The 21,205-nt window shown below is 75.9% G+C and carries 10 protein-coding genes; 6 read left to right on the top strand and 4 right to left on the bottom strand.

Annotated elements, in window-relative coordinates:
* Positions 1–250: 250 nt before the first annotated feature.
* From GL259_RS04325 to GL259_RS04310, 4 genes are all read left to right on the top strand, one after another.
* Positions 251–1,033, top strand: coding sequence for an alpha/beta fold hydrolase (locus tag GL259_RS04325; protein ID WP_243762244.1), 783 nt, complete (start codon positions 251–253; stop codon positions 1,031–1,033).
* A gap of 813 nt (positions 1,034–1,846) precedes the next feature.
* Positions 1,847–2,203 carry a hypothetical protein gene (locus GL259_RS04320; protein WP_159529313.1) on the top strand — a complete coding sequence of 119 codons (357 nt, stop codon included), beginning with the start codon at positions 1,847–1,849 and terminating at the stop codon, positions 2,201–2,203.
* Between the two features lie 183 nt (positions 2,204–2,386).
* Positions 2,387–3,619 (top strand): glycoside hydrolase family 16 protein, encoded by a 1,233-nt coding sequence (locus tag GL259_RS04315; RefSeq protein ID WP_159529311.1) that lies wholly within the window; start codon positions 2,387–2,389, stop codon positions 3,617–3,619.
* 92 nt (positions 3,620–3,711) lie between these two features.
* The gene (locus GL259_RS04310; protein WP_159538372.1) at positions 3,712–4,140 is read left to right on the top strand and encodes a hypothetical protein; all 429 of its coding nucleotides are present in this window, start codon (positions 3,712–3,714) and stop codon (positions 4,138–4,140) included.
* 166 nt (positions 4,141–4,306) lie between these two features.
* Here GL259_RS04310 and GL259_RS04305 read toward each other — a convergent pair whose 3' ends face one another.
* Both GL259_RS04305 and GL259_RS04300 read right to left on the bottom strand, forming a co-directional pair.
* On the bottom strand, positions 4,307–5,452 hold the full coding sequence (locus tag GL259_RS04305) for an acyltransferase family protein (protein ID WP_159529310.1): 1,146 nt from the start codon (positions 5,450–5,452) through the stop codon (positions 4,307–4,309).
* 45 nt (positions 5,453–5,497) lie between these two features.
* Positions 5,498–6,193, bottom strand: a complete 696-nt coding sequence (locus GL259_RS04300) for a glycoside hydrolase family 11 protein (protein WP_159529309.1) — start codon at positions 6,191–6,193, stop codon at positions 5,498–5,500.
* 384 nt (positions 6,194–6,577) lie between these two features.
* Between GL259_RS04300 and GL259_RS04295 the strand changes: the two genes are divergently transcribed.
* Positions 6,578–7,159, top strand: a complete 582-nt coding sequence (locus GL259_RS04295; RefSeq protein WP_159538370.1) for a tellurite resistance TerB family protein — start codon at positions 6,578–6,580, stop codon at positions 7,157–7,159.
* An 85-nt stretch (positions 7,160–7,244) separates the two neighbouring features.
* Here GL259_RS04295 and GL259_RS04290 read toward each other — a convergent pair whose 3' ends face one another.
* Together GL259_RS04290 and GL259_RS04285 are read right to left on the bottom strand one after the other, a co-directional pair.
* Positions 7,245–19,361, bottom strand: coding sequence for a non-ribosomal peptide synthetase/type I polyketide synthase (locus GL259_RS04290; RefSeq protein ID WP_159529308.1), 12,117 nt, complete (start codon positions 19,359–19,361; stop codon positions 7,245–7,247).
* Positions 19,362–19,488: 127 nt separating this feature from the next.
* Complete coding sequence (locus GL259_RS04285) at positions 19,489–20,226, bottom strand: D-Ala-D-Ala carboxypeptidase family metallohydrolase (protein ID WP_159529307.1); 738 nt, start codon at positions 20,224–20,226, stop codon at positions 19,489–19,491.
* A gap of 236 nt (positions 20,227–20,462) precedes the next feature.
* Between GL259_RS04285 and GL259_RS04280 the strand changes: the two genes are divergently transcribed.
* Complete coding sequence (locus GL259_RS04280) at positions 20,463–21,185, top strand: FAD binding domain-containing protein (RefSeq protein WP_159529306.1); 723 nt, start codon at positions 20,463–20,465, stop codon at positions 21,183–21,185.
* Positions 21,186–21,205: the final 20 nt, after the last annotated feature.

Raw genomic sequence — 21,205 nt, 5'->3', positions numbered from 1 at the left:
CCACAAAAAGAATCACTGTTCTTCTTGTGGAGGGATGCTAGCAGAATCGCTGTTCTGTTTGTGGTGAAGGCATCTCGTACGGGCAGGCCCGGTCGTGACGACCGGGCCTGCCCGCGATGGGGCGTTGTCACGTGGCCGGGGCCGGCGCCTGTCCGGTGGCGGGCCGGGGCGTGGCGGGCCGGCGGCCGGCCGCCGCGCGGATGGCCCGATCGGATCGCACGACCGCTGATCATGTCCATATGATTCGCATATGCCGGACATCCAGCTCTCCAGCAGCCGCCGCGGCACGGGGCCGCCCCTGGTGGTGATCCAGCAGCTGGACCGAGAGGGCTGGGCACCCGTCATCGACCTGCTGACCGCCGAGCGCGAGGTCGTGACCGTCGATCTGCCGGGATTCGGCGACAGCCCGCCGTTACCGGGTGGCACCGCCCCCACCGTTCGCCAACTGGCCGCCGAGGTCGCCATGTGGTTCTCCACGGCCGGCCTCACGCGCCCACCGGTCGTCGGCAACTCGCTCGGTGGAGCCGTCGCGCTCGAACTCGCCCGGGCCGACGCGGTCGGCAGCGCCGTCGCCTTGTCCCCGATCGGGCTGTGGACCGGCCCCGAGGCCGCCTACGTCCTCGGCTCGCTCCGGATCGCGCGCACGATGGCGAAGGCCCTCGGCCACCGCACGGCGCGGGTGGCCGGCAGTCCGCTGGGCCGCACGCTCGCGTTCTGGCAACTCGTCGCGCGACCCCGGCGGATGACGGCGGAGGCGGCCGGCGGTGCCCTGCGCAACCTGGCCGGCTCACCCGGTTTCGAAGCCACGCGCCGGGCAGCGCGCACCTACCGGCTGCATGGCTTCCCTCCCCGTGTCCCCGTCACCGTCGCTTGGGGCACCCGGGACCTCATGACACCCCGGTACCAGGCCCGCCGGGCGGCCCGGCTCCTGCCCGGGGCCCGTCATGTCCGGCTGCACGGATGCGGGCACTCACCCATGTCCGACGATCCCGGTCGGGTCGTCCGCCTCCTGCTGTCCGCGTCCACCGGCTGAGGCGGAGGATCTCGGGGCGGAAGCCTCCCCGGCGGCATGACGACGGCACTCGTGCCCGCCGCCATCGCCGTCGTCCGTCTCACCGCCGCTTTCCCCGTGAAGCGAAAGCGGTGGACCGGGCCACCGAGGCAAGGACACGGGTGCAGGCCGGGACGCAGTCGGCGGCGACGCCAACGACCGGTCCCTCCCGGGGCCTTGTGAGCCCGGCATCCGCACCCCACGGCCCTGGGCCCGGCGGGAAGGCGCTCACCGACGACGGGATCGGCACGGGTCGGGACCCGCACGAGCGGCGGCGTTCCGGATCCACGCACCTCGGCGAGGCCGGAGCGAGCCCGCTGGTGCCGGTGGCCAGGTCGAGGCACGGGAAGCCGGGGGACGTCCGCCGCTGCTTCCACCCTCTCCCCGGAAGCCGTCGCCGAGGTCACCAGCCTGCCGGCCCCCGGCGACCACCGACGCTGAGCCGTGGTCAGTTGCCGGCCAGGCGCCAAAGCGAGGTGGTCTCCGCCGGGGACGGATCCGCTCTCCCCGCCCGGACCGGTGTGCCACTCGTCGGTGGAGTCCGGGGCGCGCGGCGGTCGCAGGCCGCCGGGGAGGTCCGGTAGCCGGAAGGAGTGGCGGCCGGGCAGGTCGATGTGGCGCCGTACGAACGGGGAGGGGCGGGCGGCGTCCTCGTCGCGGACGCCGGACCCGTCCCGCGACAGCGTCCGGAGTCATGGTGGCGCGCATCGCGGGCATCAGGAGTCCAGCCGGAGTCGACGGGACGCGCCGGCGGGCCGGCCGACGACCCGCGACGGACCGAGAAGGAGAACCGCCATGAGCAGAGGCAGCCGCACGCTCACCGTCCTCTACGCAGCCGTCGCCCTGTGGCTCGCCTTCTGCACCGTGCGGACCTGGGGCACCGTCCCGCTCTGGACCACCCTCGCCATGGCCGCCGCCTCCCTCGCCCCGGTCATGGGGGTCGTCCGCGAGACCGTCATCGCCGACGAACGGCGCGTCGTCGCCGTCCTCCGGGAGCGGGAGGGCCGCCGGGCGGCGTGGCGCGACGCGGCGGCCGCGGCGCTCGCCCGGGCCGAGGTGGAGGCCGCGTGCTGCGAACGCTGGTGGACGTCGTGCGCGACCGAGCACGACCCCGGCTGCGCGCACCGGCCCTCGTGGGGCAGCACCGCCTGACCGGGGGCCCGGGGGCCCGGGGATCCGGGGAGCAACGGGGGAGGACGTCACCGGCTGCTGGTCCGTACCAGGGTATTGACGGCCTCTTAGTTCACTCCTTAAATCAAGGGGCGCACCTCCACCCCCCACCACCTCGGTCGGCGCACCCGTGTGCACGGGCCGCGCCGTACGGAAGGGAGAGCCATGCCCTCTCCGCGCACGCTCCGCAGATGGCTGATCGCCGCCCTGTCCGCCGCCCTGGTCGCCTCCGGTGCCGCCGGAACCGCGCAGGCGGAGCCGGCGGACGCCACCGCCGCGGCGGCCGTGACGTTCTCGGACACCTTCGACGGACCCGCCGGTGCGGCGGTCGACTCCTCGAAGTGGCAGATCGAGACCGGCGACAACGTCAACAACCACGAGCGGCAGTACTACACGTCCGGCAACAAGAACGCCGCCCTGGACGGCCGGGGCCACCTGGTGATCACGGCCCGCAAGGAGAACCCGGCCGACTACCAGTGCTGGTACGGCACCTGTCAGTACACCTCGGCCAGGCTGAACACCGCCGGGAGGTTCACCGCGCAGTACGGGCACATCGAGGCGCGGATGAAGGTCCCGCGCGGGCAGGGCATGTGGCCCGCGTTCTGGATGCTGGGCACACCGGTCAACTGGCCCGACTCGGGCGAGATCGACATCATGGAGAACGTCGGCTTCGAACCGTCCACGGTGCACGGCACGATCCACGGCCCCGGCTACTCCGGCGCGGGCGGCATCGGCGCGGCCTACACCCTGCCGGGGGGCCAGGCCTTCGCGGACGACTTCCACACCTTCGCCGTCGACTGGGCGCCGGACTCGATCACCTGGTCCGTGGACGGGAACGTCTACCAGCGCCGCACCCCGGCCGATCTGGGCGGCCGGAGCTGGGTGTTCAACAAGCCGTTCTTCCTGATCCTGAACCTGGCGGTGGGCGGCTACTGGCCCGGGGACCCCGACGGCTCCACCGTCTTCCCCCAGCAACTCGTCGTGGACCACGTGTCGGTGACCACGGGTGACGCGGCCCCGGGCGCCGCGATCCGGGGCCTGGCCGGCAAGTGCGTCGACGTGGCCGGCGCGAACAGCGCCAACGGCACGCCCGTCCAGCTCTACGACTGCAACGGCACCGCCGCCCAGCAGTGGACCGTGGGCGGTGACGGCACGATCCGCGCGCTCGGCAAGTGCCTGGACGTCACCTCGGGCGGCACGGCCGACGGCACCCCCGTCCAACTGTGGGACTGCAACGGCACCGCCGCCCAGAAGTGGGTCGTCACCGCCGCGCGCGACATCGTCAACCCGCAGGCCGACAAGTGCCTGGACGCGACCGGCAACAGCTCGGCCAACGCCACCCGCCTCCAGATCTGGACCTGCACCGGCGCCGCGAACCAGAAGTGGACGGTGGGCTGAGCGACAGCCGCGTCCCGGAAGGGCCCTGCGGCCGTCCCGGTCGCCGCTACGATCACCGCGTGCGACTTCCCCGCTCAGCCTCGGGCTGGACCATGGCCGTCTTCGGCGTGCTCGCCGCCGCCCTCGGCGCGGTGGGTCTCGTCTCGCCGGCCGCGCAGCTGTCGCTGCTCGGCCTCGCGGCCCCCGGCGGGCGGGGGAGCGGTGACCACACGCCGGCCTTCGTGACGGCGTCGTCGACGGCGGCGCTCAACATGGGCGTGTACTACGTACTGGCGGCGCTCGCCGACTGGCGGGCCTTCTTCCGCTGGACGGTGCCCTTCCGGTTGCTGACGTGCACCGTGTTCACGGCCGCGGTGGTCGGCGGAAGGGCGCCGGAGGCGTTCATCGGCGTCGGGGTCTGGGAGGGCCTCGGCGCCCTCGCGACGGGGGTGGCGCTCCGGTACGAACGCCGCGCCGCCGGGGCCGGCACGGCCCGCGGCCGCGCCGGGGCGACGGGCGCGCCGGACCGCGCCGAGGCCTGAGAGGGCCCACGGGGCTCCCGGCCGGCGGGCGATCCGGCGGCGGAGCACGGACCCGGGCCGGCCCCCCGGCCGACGAGGAGTGCTCCCAGGAGCCGGTGCCGGACCGCCGGCCGGCCCGGCGGGGGTGCGGACGGACCGGGCCGCGCACGCCGGTTCCGGGCCCGCCTCACGGGCGTTCGGCCGCCGGACGGCGGAAGGCCCGGTCCGGCCTCGGCTCCACCGCCCACCGGAAGACCCGCCGCACGGGCGCCGTGCACAGAGCGGTCACGACCACCGCGGCGACCAGGGTGACGACGACCGCGCCGGGCGGGCGGTACAGCCAGTCGGCGTCGTACCAGCCCCAGTACTTGCTGACCTGCGCGACGAAGCCGTGCAGGAGGTAGCCGTACAGCGTGGCCGCGCCCAGCGCGGTGAACCACGTCCGCCGTGCCGGCACCCAGGCGAGGAAGCACGCGACGAGCAGCAGCGAGGAGGCGAAGAGGGCCAGGGTCACCACGGGGCCGTACCAGGCCGGAGCCCCCAGTTCCTGCGCACTGTCACGGTGGTAGAGCCAGGCCGGCGTCACCCGGGGGACCGCCCAGTACGCCACGGCCAGCGCCCCGGCGAACACCGGTACGGCCAGGACCCGCATCCGGCGCCGGCGCACCGCCCGGAAGTGCTCCGGCCGCAGGAAGAGGCCCAGCACGAAGTACGGCAGGAACTGCAGGGCGCGCTGCACGTCGAGGTCCTCGCCGAGGGAGGGGGAGAGGGTGGCCGCCATGGCGATGACCAGCGCCAGCGGCACCGGCCACCGGACGAGCTTCCACAGCGGCGTGGTGAGCCGCCACACGAACAGGGCGGCCAGGAACCACGTCAGGTACAGCGGCTCCAGGAGGGTGACCGGCCGGTCGGGCACGCCGTCCGTCCACCGGGTGAAGAAGGTGTACGCCGTCTCGAACACCACGTACGGCAGCACCACCCCGGTGACCAGGCGCCGGACGCGCCCCTCGCTGCCGTCGAAACCGCGCGAGTGGTAGCCGGCGACGACGATGAAGGCGGGCATGTGGAACGCGTAGACGAGCATGTACAGCGCGCTCACGGTCCGGCTGTCGGCGCGCAGCGGTTCCCACGCGTGCCCCACCGCCACCAGGACGATCGCCAGGTACTTGGCGTTGTCGAAGAACGCGTCGCGCCGGGGCGCCCGCCGGGACCCCTCGTCCTTTCCGGCGGGCTCCTCCCGCTCCGTCCCGCCCGCGGCGGTCGTGCAGGCCGGCTGCGACGCGGCGGGGCGTCTCGTAGGGGATGCGGCGGCTGGGATGCGGGGCGACGACATCCCAGCCGCCTCACCCGTCCTGCGGGAGCCAAACCTCCGATCGGTTCAGCCGCTGACCGAGATGCTGGAGCTCCCGCTGCTCTGGTAGCCCTCGGTGGCGAGGATCATGTAGTAGCTGAAGCTGCCGAGCCGCATCCCGGCGCGCGACCAGGCGTCGAAGTGGTTCCCGGTGGTGATGGTGCCGCCCGTCCGCTTCTGCTGGCGGACGCTCCAGTACTGGTTGAAGGTCTTGGTGCCCTCGACGGACGGGGCGTTGTAGCGGGTGGTCTGGTAGATGTCGTACGTGCCGCCGTCGCTGGTGACGGTGCCCTTGTAGGTGCCGGTGGGCCGGTAGGTGCCCCAGTTGTCGACGATGTAGTACTCCACGAGCGGGTTGGACGTCCATCCGTAGAGGGTCAGGTAGCCGTTGCCGGACGGGGTGAAGCTGCCCGAGTACCGCACGCTCCTCCGCCCGCCGTTGCTCCAGCCCTTGCCGCAGACGAAGTTGCCGCAGTTGGTCCAGGAGGTGCGGTAGCTGCCGCCGGAGGACAGCGTCATGGAGACCGAACCGCCGCCGTCGGTCCAGAACGAGTAGTAGAAGCCGTTGTCGGTGCCGGTCCGATTGGTGGTGATGGTCGTGTCCGCGTGGGCCGTTCCCGGCAGGACCAGCCCCGATGCGGCGCCCAGCGCCAACGCGCCGGCGCCGCCGAGCACGCTCCTGCGGCTGACGTGCGGGGCGTCCTTGTCGTGTTCCTGGTGCATGGATGCTCCTCGGGTGAACCGGTGGGAGGACGGGTTCGTCAGTGCTCCGCCAGTGTTGAGTGACGTCATGAACGTGTCAATAGTTTCGGCAGTGGATGCGAAAGGTTCATTCTCCCTTGTGGTGGCGCGGCGCCAGATAAAAGCAGGTCACATGCGTGTTCTGGCGATTCGATCCGGCAAGGTCGTCGGAATGTCGCGTTCCAGGATCGGTGGACAGGGGGTTGATGCTCGAAAGTTTCGAATATCTTCCGATCACTCGGACGGCCGAGCGGTTCCCCGGACGGGAACACGGTCGCGGTCACGTCCGTTGATCAGGCGGACCGCGAAGATCCGGGACTGACCGCCAGGACCGGACGGACAGCAACAGAAGCCGAGGTGGCACGAGTGGCGATGTGGGACCGGCTCAAGGACCAGGCCAGGACCCTCCAGCAGGCCCAGAGCGGGCGGGCGGGAGGCGCGGGGCAGCAGGGGCCCTTCGGGCAGGGACAGGGTGGCGGGCACGGCCACGGCTCGTCCTCCGGAGGCTCCAAGGCCCAGCTGATCGGGCTGCTGAAGTCCCAGCTCTCCTCGGCCAGGACCGAGCTCAAGAGCGGCGCCTACCGGGACGCCAGCATGGCGATGTGCGCGTTGGTCGCCGCGGCCGACGGGTACGTGGAGCCGTCGGAGCGGCAGCGGGTGGAGGAACTGATCGTCACCAACGAGGTGTTGCAGAACTTCCCGGCGGACCAGCTCCGCAAGCGGTTCAACGAGCACGTGGACCGGCTCACGGCCGATTTCGAGCAGGGCAAGGCCCGGGCGCTGGAGGACATCGCCAAGGCGGCGAAGAAGCCGGTCGAGGCCCGGGCGGTCGTCCAGACCGGCATCGTCGTCGCCGGTGCCGACGGCAGTTTCGAAGCGGCCGAGCAGTACGTCATCCGCGACGCCTGCGCGGCGCTCGGCATCTCGCCGGCGGAGTTCGGCGTCTGACGCGCGCGGCGGTGCCCGCCCTCCCGGGGGCGGGCACCCCCTTCCTGACCCGGCCGGGCCCGGGCCCGGCCGGGTCAGGAAGGCCCTACCCCCGCGCCGGCACTCCGCCCGAACGCCCCCCGTCGACGGTGTGGCCGAGCAGGTGCAGGGGCGCCGCCGTGACCCCGGCTCGTTCCACGGCCTCCCAGTAGGTCCGCGCCACCGCCGCGTCCACCAGGCCGTGCACCAGGGGCAGTTCGTGCCCCGCGGCGTGCAACAGGGACTCGGTGCGGCAGGACGCCAGGGTGCCCTCGATCCAGGGCTGGGCGAGATACCCGGCCGCCGCGGCGGCCGGGAGGTCCGCGGCGACCTCCCGTTCGGTGTGCCCGACCCGCAGCAGCCCGCCGCCCAGGACCAGGACGTCGCCCCGTTCCCGCATGCGGGTGAGGGCCCGCCCGGTGTCGAAGCAGTGGGGGAAGGAGTCGTCGACCACGACGGCCCCCGGCCGGAGCCGGTCGACGTCGAGCACCGCGGCGGTCCCGCTCACCGCCGTCACCACCAGATCCGCACCGTGGACCGCGTCCGGCAGCATCCGCCGGGTCTCCGCGACCTCCACGTCGCGGGCCAGCCCCCGCGCGCGCAGCCGGCGGCCCAGCTCCCTCAGCCGCGGCCCGCTGCCCCGCACGTCGCACAGCAGCAGACGCCGTGGCGGGCGGTCGGCCAGCGCCAGCAGCAGTTCGAGCGAGGACGCGCCGATCGAACCGAGCCCGGCGAACGCCACCTCCAGGTCCGCCAGTTCCCGGCCCGTGGCGTCGAGCGCCGCGTGCACGGCCTTGACCACCGACACCACCGTCGCCGCGTGCCCCGTCGTCACGGCCGCCGGATACCGCCGGAACCGCAGCACGTCGAAGCCGTAGCCGGTCAGCGACGGGATCATCCCCGCGAGGGACACGCACCGCGCGCCCCGCGAGGAGGCCAGCGACACCGCGCGAGCGGTGCGGGACACCAGGGCGGCGTCCCGGCCGAGTTCGTCGGCGAAGAGCGGGACGCAGACGAAGCCCGAGCGGCCCAGCGGTGTCCGCACCGTCTCGAGCAGGCGCGGAGCGCCGTCGGGGAACAGCAGGGCACGTATCTCGTCGCGCGGCAGCGCGGCTTCCGGCAGGCCCGCCAGGCGCGCGAGGTGCTCCGGCGCGGGCAGGTACCCGACCAGGGCGGCGTCCATCGCCTCCTGCCGCCTCCCGGCCCGCGGCGCGACGCCCCGCACGTCCGCGGCGGCCCGCACCAGACGCTCGCGCACCGAGCCGGCGAAGTCGTCGAGCGCGGCCGGCGGGAGCGCCGCGGCGGCACCGCGGACCGTCACCCGCAGGCCGTCGCCGTCGGGCCGTACCGCCAGGAACACGTCCGTCGCGGACGACGGCGGCAGGAACGCGCTGTCCCCCGCCTCCCACGACACCCGCAGCGCGCCACCGTCCACCGGAGCCAGCGCGGCGAAGTCGAGGAAGGTGAAGAAGAACTGCGAGGTCGACGGAAGCCCGTCGGCACGCCGCGGGACCACGTCCTCATGGGCACGCGCGTCCTCCGCCTCCGCCGCGATCCGGCGCAGGGCGCCGGCGAAGTCCCCGTCCGTGAGCGGCTTCTCCGCGGCCCCCGCGGGCCGTACCGGTACGGCGGCGGCGAACGGCCCGAAGACCCGGTGGGCGTCGGGCAGCGCCCGGTCCCGGCCGCTGACCGCCAGTCCCACGATCAGGTCCGGCCGGCCGGTCACCGCCGTCAGTTCCTGGTAGTAGGCGGTCAGCAGCGGCGCGTACAGCGTGGTGCGCGCGGACGCGGCCAGCGTCCGCAACGCGGCCGTCAGCGGCGCGTCGAGCGTGAACTCCGCCGAGTGGAAACGGACGTCACCGCGCGGGGCCGCACCGCCCCCGCCCGCCACGGCGGCACGCAGCGCCGGCGGCCGGTACGGGGCGCACACCCGGGCCGCCCGGGCCCGGTGCTCCGCCGTCGCGGCGCCGGTCTCCCGCGGGACCTCGGCCCGCGCCAGGGCGTGGTCACGGAAGTCCGACCGCGGCGCGGGCGGCCGGGGCGTGCCGCCGTCGGCCAGGAGGCCGTACGCCTCGGTCAGCTCCCGCGTCAGCAGCGCCGCGCTGTACCCGTCGCCGATGAGGTGGTGTGCGTGCACGAGCAGGACGTGTTCGTGCGGGGCCAGGGTGAGCACCCGCAGGCGCAGCAGCGGCCAGGCCCAGGGTTCGAGGCGCCGGACGGCCTCGGCCGCCGCGCGCTCGTCCACCTCGGCGGGGCCGGCGACCGTCTCGAAGTCCACCGGCAGACGCAGCGACCGGGGCAGTTCCTGCTGGACGGGCGGCCGGGCACCGGCCGGAAAGACGGTGCGCAGCATGCCGTGGCGCTCCACCAGCAGATCCACCGCCGCCTGGAAGACGTCCGGATCGAGCGGACCGGACAGCCGCAGCCGCGCCAGCCACGTCCCGCCGCCCGGCGAGAGCGCCTCGGCGAGCAGGAATCCGCGCTGGCCCGGGGTGACGGGGAACGGGGCGAGGCGGGCGTCGCCCGCCGGACGGGGCGGGGCGGCGACGGCCGTGGAGTCCCGCTCCGCGGCGACCGCGTCCACGGCCGAGGCCAGCGCGGCCAGGGTGCGGTGACGGTAGATCACCGTCGGCCGGGGCAGCGGTCCCTCCCGCTCCGCGAGCCGGGCGAACACCTGGAGGACGAGCAGTGAGTCACCGCCCAGGTCGAAGAAGTCGTCCTCCCGGTGGACGGGGGCCACCCGCAGCACGCCGGACCAGATCGCCGCCAGTCGCCGCTCGGTCGCCGTGGCCGGAGGGGTCCCCCCGCCGTCGGCCCCCGCCCCGGGACGGGCGGGGACGGCCCGCTCCGCCCCCGGCGGCACGACTTCCGCTCCTTCCGCGGCTCCCGAGCCTTCCGCGGCCCCCGCGCCTCCCGCGCCGGACCGGCCGTTCAGGCCGCCGGGGCCGAGCAGGCCGACCAGGGCCGAGCGGTCGACCTTGCCGGTACCGGTCAGCGGGAGCGCGTCGACGACCGTGATCCGCGCCGGGACCATGTACGACGGCAGGAGTCCGGCCAGATGCCGGCGCACCTCCCTGCTGTCCGGCCGCCCCGTCCGGGCCCGGGCGGTGACGAAGGCGGCCAGGCGCCCCTCGTGCGCGAGCACCGCGGCCCTCGCCACGCCGGGACACCGCTGGAGCGCCGCCTCGACCTCACCCGGCTCCACCCGGTTCCCGCGGATCTTCACCTGGTCGTCGACCCGTCCCAGGAACTCCAGGGTGCCGTCCGCCGACCGGCGCACCCGGTCCCCGCTGCGGTACCAGCGCCGCCCCGCGCGCCGCGTGAACGCCCGGGCGTTCAGCTCCGGTTCGTCCAGGTAACCCGGTGTCAGGCCGGCACCGGAGATGAGGAGCTCGCCCGGCTCGCCCACCGCGCACGGGGTGCCGTCGGCACCGACGACCTCCAGTTCGGCACCGGCCGCGGGGCGTCCGATCGGCAGCCGCCGCACCTCGTCCCCGGGACGCGCGTCGATGACGTGGCACGTGGCGTTGACGGTCGTCTCGGTCGGCCCGTACAGGTTCGCGATCCGGGTGCCGTTCCCGAACAGGTCGAACCACCGGCGCACGTGCTCCACGGGCAGCGCCTCACCGCCGACGTGCACCCAGCGCAGCGCGGACAGGTCCGCCGGCCCCGCCCCGCGCGCCGCCCTCTCCTCGGCCGCGGACAGCAACTGCTCCCACAGCGTCGGTACCGAGCTCCACACGGTCACGCGCGTCCGTTCCACGTGTTCCAGCAGCAGCTGCGGATCCCGCAGCAGGTCCCGCTCCACGGTCACCACGGTGCCGCCGACCAGCAGCGGCGCGAGCAACTGGCGCACCGAGGCGTCGAAGCACGGCGACGCGGTCTGGGCGAGGCGGTCGCCGGCCCCGTAGCCGAAGGCGGCGACGGCCCAGTCGAGGTAGTTCTCCATCGCCCGGTGGGTGATCGGCACGGCCTTCGGCCGCCCCGTGGAACCGGAGGTGAAGATGACGTACGCGACCGCCCCGGCGTCGGGCACGGGGGCGGCAGGAGGGGCGCAGGACGCGGGGACGGCCGCGGGACCCGCGTCGTGCGCCGGGTCGTCGAGTGCCACCACCCGTACACCGGTGAGGGCCTCGGCGGCGTGCCGGGTGGGGGAGTGGCACACCACGGTGCCGGCGCCGGTGCGGGCCAGCTGGTCGGCCAGGCGCGGCACGGGGTGGTCCGGGTCCAGCGGGACCCAGCCGGCCCCGGCGCGCAGCACGCCCACCACACCGACCACCGTGTCCGCGCCGCGCTCGGTGAGCAGCCCGACCAGGTCGCCCGGGCCCACGCCGAGCGCGCGCAGCCGCGCCGCGAGCAGTCCGGAGGCGCGGTCCAGGGCCCGGTAGGTGAGCGACGCGTCGCCCGCGTCGACGGCGACCGCGTCGGCGCCGGCACGGAACCGGTCGAGCAGCCGGGCGACCAGGGGGAGGCTCCCGTCGGCTCGCGCGGCGGTGACGCCGCGGTCCGGCGACGGCACGGCCGGCTCGTCCGGAGCGCGCAGCGCCGCCGCCAGTTCCGCGCGGAACTCCCGGTCCAGACGCGCCACGGTGGTCCGCTCGAACAGCGGCGCCGGGAAGTTCCACGACACGCGCAGCACCGGACCGTCCGCCCAGCACAGCAGGGTCAGACGGGTCGCGGCCGACCCGGTGCCGGCCGCGGTCGCCCGGACCTCCACCGGGCAGCCGGCGGCGAGCCGGGCCGGGAAACGGGCGAAGCTGAAGCCCGCCGGGCTCACCGTGCGGGGCCCGTCACCGGCGCCGGGCAGCAGTCCGGCCAGGTCGAGGCTGCTCGGTCCGGCGTGCCGCTCGCACTCCAGCCACAGCTCCCGCACCCGCTGCGCGAGCGCCACGACCGGCTCGTCGTCGGCCACCTCGCACAGCAGCGGAAGGGTGTCGGCGAGCGGACCGACGAGCCGTTCCACACCGTCGAAGCGGCCCTCGCGGCCGGCCCTGGCGACGTTCACGGCGATGTCCCGGCGCCCCGTCCACCGGGCCAGGCAGCGCGCGTACGCGGCGAGCAGCAGGTGGAACAGGGACACGCCGTGCGCGGCGGCCAGCCGCTCCAGGCCGGCGCCGAGCCCGGCGTCGAGCTCGCCGTGGTGCTGCAGGATCGGACCGGTCGCGGGCGCGCCGGGATCACCGTCGTAGGGCAGCCGCAGCGGCTCGCCGCGCGCGGCGAGCCGCTGCGCCCAGTGGCGCAGGCCGGCGTCCGGCACGCCGGAGCCGGCAGGCGGCGCGCTCACCGCGTACCGCGCGAAGTCCGGTGCCGGCGCCCGCCGGTCGTGCTCCCCGCGCCACAGCGCGGTGTACGTGTCCCACAGTTCCTCGGCGAGGACGTTGAGGCTGTACCCGTCGGCCGCCGCGTGGTGCACGACCAGCAGCAGGTGCGCGAGTTCCGGCTCCTCGCGGAGCAGCACGGCGCGCACCGGCGGCCGCGCGGTCAGGTCGAAGGGCCGGTTGCACACGGCCGACTCGATGCCGGCCACGTCCCCGGCGGCGCACTCGCGCACCTCGAACCAGTCCGCCGGCGGCACCGGCGGCGCCACGCGCTGCACCGGCGGCACGCCCGAGCCGTCCACGCGCAGCCGCAGCGCGCCGTGCCGTTCGGCCAGCGCCGACAACGCCCGGACGAGGAGGCCGGTGTCGAGCCGGCCGCGGATCGTCAGCCGCAGATGACCGCGTGCCGGGACGTCCGGGTGCAGCAGGCTGCTCGTGTACAGCGCGAGCTGCACGGGCGTCAGGGCGAAGGGCGCGCCGTCCTCGGCGGACGCGGCGGACGGCGCCGGCGCGGCGGGCCGGCCCGGGGCCACCAGGTCGAGGTGGGCGGCGAGTTCGCGCACCGTCCGGTGCTCGAAGAAGAGCGTGGCGGGCATCTCCCGCCCCAGCTTCCGCTCCAGCCGCCTGACGAGGTCGACGGCGCCCAGCGAGTCCAGGCCGAGGGTCGGGAACGGCGTGTCGTCGTCGACCGCCGACGCCGGGATCCCCAGGGACCGCCCGAGCAGTTCGCGCAGCACGGCGGCCGTACCGGACGGAGCCGGAGGCCGGTCCGCGCCGCCGGCCCTCCCGGCGGCCGCGGGCCGCCCGGCCGGAGGGACGGGCGCCGGACGCGGCACGGGCGCCGGACGCGGCGGGGGAGCCGGAGAGCGCACGGACGTCGGGTCGGCGAGGACCAGCTGGGACACGTCCGTGCCGCAGGCCGACCGCAGCGCGGCCAGCGCGGGCGAGGTCGGCAGCGGCCGGCCCGCGGCGTCCGCGAGGAGACCGGCGCCCGCGGCGGCGAGACCCGTCTGCGCGAACGGCCCGAGGTTCACCGACAGCCACGGCCGGCCGGCCAGGCGCTCCGCGCCGGCGAAGGCGTCGAGGTAGGCGTTCCCCGCCGCGTAGGAGCCCAGCGCGCCGGCCAGGCCCGGCAGCACCGACGCCACCGACGAGAACGCGACGCACACCCCGGGACGCTGCCCGTGGCGCTCCAGCGCCTCGGCCAGCAGGGCGGTGCCGAGCGTCTTCGCCCCCAGCGCGTCCACCAGCTCCCGCACGTCCGTCCCGCGCAGACTGCCGGGCCGGACGACACCGGCCGCGTGGAAGACGGCGTCCAGCGGCGGCAGCGCGGCGACGAGCCGCTCGACGTCGTCGGGCACGGTGAGGTCGGCCGCGACGTACCGGGCCTCGGCCCCCAGACCGGTGAGCTCCTCCAGCAGCCCCTCGGACGGACGCGGGGAGCGCCCCGCCAGCACCAGGACGGGCCGGCCCCGGTCCGCGAGCTCCCGGGCCAGCGCCGACCCGATCCCCCCGGCGCCCCCCGTGATCAGGAACGTGCCGTCGGCGGGCAGCCGGTCCGCACCGCCCGGCGCCCCCTCCGCCCCGGGCACGGCACGCCGTACCAGGCGCTCCCCGCCCCGCCAGGCGACCGCCCCGGCCGCCTGCGGTTCCGCCGACTCGGCGACCAGCGCCCGCAGCCGCTGCTCCTCGTCGTCGAGGGAGGAGAGGTCGACCCAGTTCGCGACCACCCCCGCCGACTCCCCGGGCACCGCCAGGGCCAGCCCGCCCAGGACCGCCTGCGCCGGGTCCGCGCGCTCCGCGCCGTGACCGGTGACGTGCGCGTCCTCGGTCACCACCAGCAGGCGGCGCGCCCGCGTCCGGTCGAGCAGGGCCAGCGCCCCGCGCAACGCCGTGACGGCCCGGTGCTGCCCCGCGCCGAGGTCCGCGGCCGCTCCCGGCCGGGCCGGTCCGCCGAGCAGGACCACGGTCCGCGGGGCGCGCACGTCGTCCGCCTCCGCGACCGCCGGCACGCCCCGGGCCGTGAGACCGTCCGCCAGCCGGCGCACCGCCGCCGCGTCCACCCCGCTCACCACGACGGGGACGGCCGGTCCGTCACCGGACGGCGGCGCCGGCCGCCACACGACGTCGTGCAGCAACCGGTGGGCCGCCGGTTCGGGCCCGTACCCGCGCCGCCGGTACGGGTAGGGCGGCAGCGGCACCCGCCGCCGCCCCGCGCCGAACGCCGTACGGTCCACCGCCACGCCCCGCACCCACAGCCGCGCCACGGTCCGCGCCAGCTCCACCGCCCCGCCCGGCGTGCCGTCCGCCGCGTCCGGTTCCGCGGGCGCGGACACCACGAGGACCCCGCCGCCGGGCGCCTCCCCACGCGCGGGCTGCGGTCCGGTCGGCGTACCGTCCGTTCCCCCCGCCCGGTGACGGGCGGCGACCGCGCGGATCGCACCCGCGAGGCTCCCTCCCGCGCCGAGTTCCACGAACGTGTCGTATCCCTCGTCGACCAGGCGCGCCACGGCCCGGCCGAACAGCACCGGCCGCAGCGCGTGTTCCCGCAGGTGGTCCGGGTCCATCCGCGGCTGCCACGCGGCGGTGAGCGTGCTCATCACCGCGCGTGAGGGCGCCGACGGCGCCAGTTTCCGCGCGGCGTCCGTCAGCGCCTGCGCCACCGGCTCCATCAACGGGGAGTGGAAGGCGCGCGACACCCGCAGCGGGCGGACCGTCGCGCCCCGCTCGGCGAGCAGTCCGCACGCCCGGCGGACCGCCTCGGGAGTGCCGGAGAGCACCGGACGGCCGGGCCCGTTGTACGCCGCGACCGCGAGCTCACCGGGGAAGGCGTCCACCAGGGCGGCCACCTCCCGCTCCTCGGCGCCCCGCACGGCCGCCATGGCGCCCGGTGCCGTCGCCCCGCCCATGAGGCGGCCCCGTTCCGCCGCGAACGCCACCGTCTCGCGCAGCGACAGCATCCCGCCGACGCACGCGGCCGCGAGCTCGCCGACGCTGTGTCCGACGGCCGCGTCGGGCCGCACGCCCCACGCGATCAGCTGCCGGGCGAGGGCCGTGCCGTGCGCGACGAGCAGCGGCTGCGCCACCTCGGTCGCGGCCAGGTCCCGCGCGGTCACGTCGCCGTCGACGCACCAGGCCGTCAGCGTGAGCCCACGGACCTTTCCGGCCGCCGCCGACGCCTCGTCGAGCGTCTCGCGGTAGACCGGTGCCGTCGCGTACAGGGCCCGGCCCCACCCCGGCCGCAGGTCGCCCTGGCCGGGGAGGACGAAGACGGTCCGGGGCCGGTGCGTCACCGTCCCGGAGAACACGCCCCGCCGCGCCGGCGCGTCGGCGGCGCACGCCGCGGCGAGCCGCTCGCGCAGGTCGCCGGAGGCCACGAGCGCGAGGCGGTGGGGCCGTTCGTCGCGTGCCGTGCCCGCGGTCAGGCAGACGTCGCCCTCGTCGAGCTCCGGGTGGTCGCGCAGGTGCTCCGCGAGACGCGACGCCCACGCGCGCAGCCCGGCCGCGCTGCCCGCCGACAGGGTCAGCAGGTGCGGGCCGCCGCCGCCGGGACGCGGGGCGCGCGGCGGGGCGGGCGGGGCCTGCTCCAGGACGGCGTGCGCGTTGGTGCCGCCGAAGCCGAAGGCGTTGACGCCCGCCCTGCGCGGTCCGGACGACTCCCAGTCGCTCAACTCGGTGACCAGCGCGAACCCCGACTCCGCCACCGCCGGGGAGGGGGAGTCGTGGTGCAACGAGGCCGGCAGCCGGCCGTGCCCGAGGGCCAGGACCACCTTCACCACGGAGGGCAGCGCGGCGGCGTTCAGCAGGTGCCCGATGTTGGTCTTCACCGAGCCGAGGAGCCGGGGCCGGCCGTCCGGGCGGCGCGGGAAGGCGTGGGCGAGGGACCGCAGTTCGATCGGGTCCCCGACGGCGGTGCCCGTGCCGTGGGCCTCCACGTACGTCACCGACGCCGGGTCGACGCCGCAGTCCTCGTAGGCCCGGCCGATCACCTCGCGCTGGCGCAGCGGGTTGGGCGCCAGCAGACTCAGCGACGTGCCGTCGTTGTTGACGGCGGTGCCGCGGACGACGGCCAGGACCTCGTCGTCGTCCCGCTGGGCGTCCGCGAGGCGCCGCAGCACGAGGGCCGCGCCGCCCTCGCCCGGTACGAAGCCGTCGGCGGACGAGGCGAAGGCACGGCTGCGGCCGGTCGGCGACAGCGCCCGGGCCGCCCGGAGCGCCTCGTGCGCGGCCGGGGTGAGGTGCAGGTTGACGCCTCCGACGACGGCGAGGTCGCACTCGCCGTCCGCGAGGCTGCGCCGGGCCAGGTGCAGGGCCACCAGGCCGGAGGAGCAGGCGGTGTCCACGACGAGCGCCGGTCCGTCCAGGTCGAGGCAGTGCGCCACGCGGGCCGCGACGAGGCCGGGGAGGCTGCCGGTCAGGGCGGCGGTCCCGGCCGGCGGCGCACCGCCGGGACCGGCGCCGGCGAGGACCTGCCGGTGACCGCTGTCGCCGACGGCTGCGAAGACGCCGATCCGCAGGCCGCGGCGGCGGGGCCCGGCGTATCCGGCGCGCTCCAGTGCCTCGTGGGCCAGTTCGAGGAAGACGCGTGCCTGCGGGTCGAGGGCGCGCGCCTCCTCGGCGCCGATCCCGAAGTGGTCGGCGTCGAAGGCGGCGGGGTCCTCCAGGAAGGCGCCCCAGTGTCCTTCCGCCGTCGCTCCGGCCCCACCGGCCGGGCGGGTCGTGTCCCAGCGGCCCGCGGGCACCGGGGTCACGGCGTCACGGCCGGCGGCGAGCAGGTCCCAGAACTCCTCCGGCGTACTCGCCCCGGGGAACCGGCAGGCCAGAGCCACCACGGCGGTCGCCGGCGCCCGGCCGGCCCGGGACGGCCCGGGCCGCCCGGCCGGTGCCCCGTGGCCGGGCTCCCGCCGTCCCGCCGTGTCCGCGACGGCGTCCAGGAGACGGTCGGTGAGGCCGGCGACCGTGTCGTCGCGCAGCACGGCCGGCGCGAGGCCCACCCCGAGGGCCCGTTCCAGTTCGGCGAGCGCCTCCATGGCCTTCAGCGAGCCGCCGCCCAGCTCCGTGAACCGGTCCCGGTCCCCGAACGACTCCTCCGGCAGCGCCAGCACCCGGGCCCAGACCTCCCGCACCACGCGCCGCACCTCCGCGCGGGACCGGGGCACCGGCGCCCCGGCCCCGGACGGCCGCCGGGACGCCTGCGCCGGCTCACGGGCCGGCCCGCCCCCGTCCGTGCCGGAGGAGGCCGCGGGGCGGTACCGCCCCGCCTCGAACCGCGCCCGCATCCGCTGCCGTTGCACCTTGCCGCTGGTGGTGCGGGGGAAGGCGGACGGCGGCAGCGCCAGCACCCGTACGTCGTCGTGGCCCAGCGCCGCGCGGACCCGTCGCGCGACCCGGTCGAGCACCTCGGCCGCGGTGCGCGGCGGCCGGGCCCAGGAGACGAACACCACCACCCGCTCGCCGCCGGTCACCGGGTCGGTCGACCCGACCACCACCGTCGTACCCGGCGGCACCCCGGGCGTGGCGGCCGCCACCTCCTCCATGTCCGGGGCGTGGAACGTGCGGCCGTTGACGAAGAGGACGTCCTTGTGGCGCCCGCTCACGCACAGCCGGCCGTCCCGCAGGAAGCCCAGGTCGCCGGTGCGCAGCCAGCCGTCGGCGAAGGACTCGGCCGTCGCCTCGGGCAGGCCGTGGTAACCGCGTGCGACCTGCGGACCGCGCACCTCGATGTGTCCCACCCGCCGGTCGCCCAGGGGCCGGCCGGCGTCGTCGGTGACGCGCACCGAGCAGCCCGGCACCGGCAGGCCGACGTCCATCAGCTCCACGGCGTCGCCGCCCGGTTCCCGCTCCACCGCCCGGCCGCGGCTGAGGGCGCCGCGCTCCAGCGCCACCGGGACGGCCACCTCGCCCGGCGGCGGGAACGCGACCGCCAGCGTCGCCTCGGCCAGCCCGTAGACGGGCGTCAACGCACGCGGATCCAGCCCGGTCACGCGCGTCCTGGCCGCGAAGTCCCGCCACACCGTCGCCGAGATCGGCTCGGCCCCCACCAGGACCAGCCGCACCGTGCTCAGGTCCAGCCCGGCGAACGCCTCTTCGGGAACCCGGCGGACGGCCAGCGCGAGGGCGAAGTTGGCGGCCGACAGGACCGTGGCCCGGTGCGCGGCGGCGGTGTCGAACCACAGCCGGGGGTTCTTCGCGAACGAGAGCGGACTGATCCTCACCTGCCTGGCCCGCGCGGCGAGCGGCGCCAGGTGCGTGCCGATGAGACCCATGTCGTGGAAGTACGGCATCCAGCCGACCACCACGTCCCGTTCGGTGAGGGCGGAGGCCTCGGCCAGTTGCCGCAGGTTCGCCAGGACGGCCGCGTGGGTCAGCTCCACGCCCTTGGGCGCCCCCGTGCTGCCGGAGGAGAACTGGAGGAAGGCCGGAGCCCCCGGAACGGGTGCGACGGGGGAGGCGAGGGCGCGGCACTCCCGCAGCGACTCCAGCCGCAGGACGCGGGCGTCCGGGGGGAGCCGGTCGGTCACGTGCGCGCAGCCCGCGTCCACCGCGACCGGGGGACGGCCGAGGTGCTCCCACACCGGGCGGACCCGCCGCACGTCGGGCGCCAGGGGCACCGGCACCAGACCGGCCGCGAGGGCGCCCCAGAACAGGGGCTGGAAGTCCTCGCCGCGGTCCGCGAGCACCGGTACGCAGGTGCCCGGCTCCACTCCCGCGTCGCGGTACCCGCCCGCGACGCGCAGGGACTCCGCCAGGAGCTGCCGGAAGGTGACGGCGACCTCGCCGCCGTCACCACGGACGTGGACGATCACCTGTTCGGGGGACCGGTGGGCGGCGTCCAGCAGGACGTCCGACAGCGTTGCGGCGTTCATGGGTCCGTTCGTTCATGGGTGGGCGACCGACGCTCTGTGGGACGGTCCGGACCCGGACCGGGTTGCTCCCGCCCGCGGACTGTCGCCCACCATGATCGCCTACGGACCTCCGGCCGCCGTCGCGGGCTCAGATGCCGCAGGTGGGCGCGGACCAGTACTGGCTGCTGCGGTGGTCGACGTGGGTGTGGTCGTCGTGCCCCGGGTAGCCCGGGCCGAGGATGCCGCGGAAGCCGTGGTACCGGGCCTGCTTGGCCAGGGTGCACAGGGAGTGCGGTCCGGCGCCGAGGTCGGCCGCGTCGCCGTACAGGTGGCGGCTGCTGCTCGCGCCGCCCACGGCGTCGTTGCAGGCGTAGGAGCGGAAACCGCTGGTGACGGTGATCGGCTGGTCGCCGAGCGCGTGCCGCATGGCCTCCAGCTTCCACATCGTCCGCAGCGCGTTGGCCTTGGCCGTCGAGGCGCTGACCGCACCGCCCGACCAGGTGGAGTTGCAGTCGTTCAGCTCGCTGTAGGAGAAGTGGATCGGCGTGCAGTCGTCGTCCTGGAGGGCGTACAGCTTGTTGTAGGTGTTCGTGCCCGCCACGCCGTCCGCGGCCAGGCCGTACGCCGACTGGAAGCGCTTGAGGGCGGCCGTGGTGGCCGGCCCGAACTCGCCGTCGACGGCCAGCACGGAACCGTAGCCCGGGTAGCCGCCGAGCCGGATCTGGAGCTGGGTGACGTCGGCGCCCGAGGCGCCCTGGGACAGGGTGCGGGTCCAGGTGTAGCAGCCGTCGGCGTGCGCGGTCCCCGCGGTGGCGACCGTTCCCACGAACGCACCAGCCATGAGCATGACAATTGAGAGAACGAGTCGTGCAGCGCGTCTGAACATGTGATCTCCGGTTCCGGGACGGGTGGTCGAGCTGGGTGACGAGCCATGTGACGCGCGTCAACCATGGAGCACGCGACCGACCGTGCGCAAGGTCCCCCGCGCACCCGGCGGGCGCACACGGTGCGTGCGTGAGCCCTGGACGCGCCCCCGTGACCCTGCGGACAATGCAGTGCCCCTGATCATCCCGCGAAGTGCCGTGCCCAGCCGCCGATGTCAAGGAAAGCAGGTCGACCGCCGTGCTGTTGCGTCTGCCCACGTCCCTGTCCGAAGCGCAGCGGTATCTGGCGGAGGGAGCGGTACCGGTCGGCGGGGCCACCCTCGTGTGGGCCCTCTGGCAGCGGGACGGCTTCCCCGAGCAGGCGATGTCCCTGCGCCGCCTGCCGGAGGCGAACGTGATCGGACACGAGGCGCTGGGCGCGGCCGTGCTGCTGCACCAGGTGGACGGCCGCCTGCCGGAGGTGCTGCGCCGTGCGGCCTCCACCGTGGGCACCGGCGCCGTGCGGCGTACGGCCACGGTCGGCGGCAACATCGTGGGCAGCACGCTGCGCTGCCTGCTCCCCGCGGCCCTGGTGCTGAACGCGCGGGCGACCGTGCTGGACCGGGACGGGGCCTACGAGACCGATCTGGCCGAAGTGGTGGCGAAGCGTCACCTGCTGCTCGGCCTGCGCTGGAGCGCTCCCGTGACCAGCGGCTACCACAAGGGGGAGGGGGAGCCGGGCGGACCGCCGCCGCTCGTCGTCGCCACCGCCGTCCACGCCGACGACGGCGGACGGCACCACCTGAACGTCGCCGTCCGTGACGGCTACGAGGTCGTCACCGGGAGCGCCCCCTGCCACACCGGGCCCGAACAGGTGCTGCACGCCCTGGACCGCACGGACCTCGGCGCACTCCCGGCGGCGGCCCGGGACGCGATACGCCGGGAGGTGACCGGCGTCCTGGCCCGGACCACCGGGCCCTGACGGCGCCACCGTTCGCGCCG

Origin of the sequence: Streptomyces sp. Tu 3180 (assembly GCF_009852415.1) — a bacterium.
Classification (GTDB): Bacteria; Actinomycetota; Actinomycetes; order Streptomycetales; family Streptomycetaceae; genus Streptomyces.
This window is presented reverse-complemented; position numbering and strand designations above follow the sequence as displayed.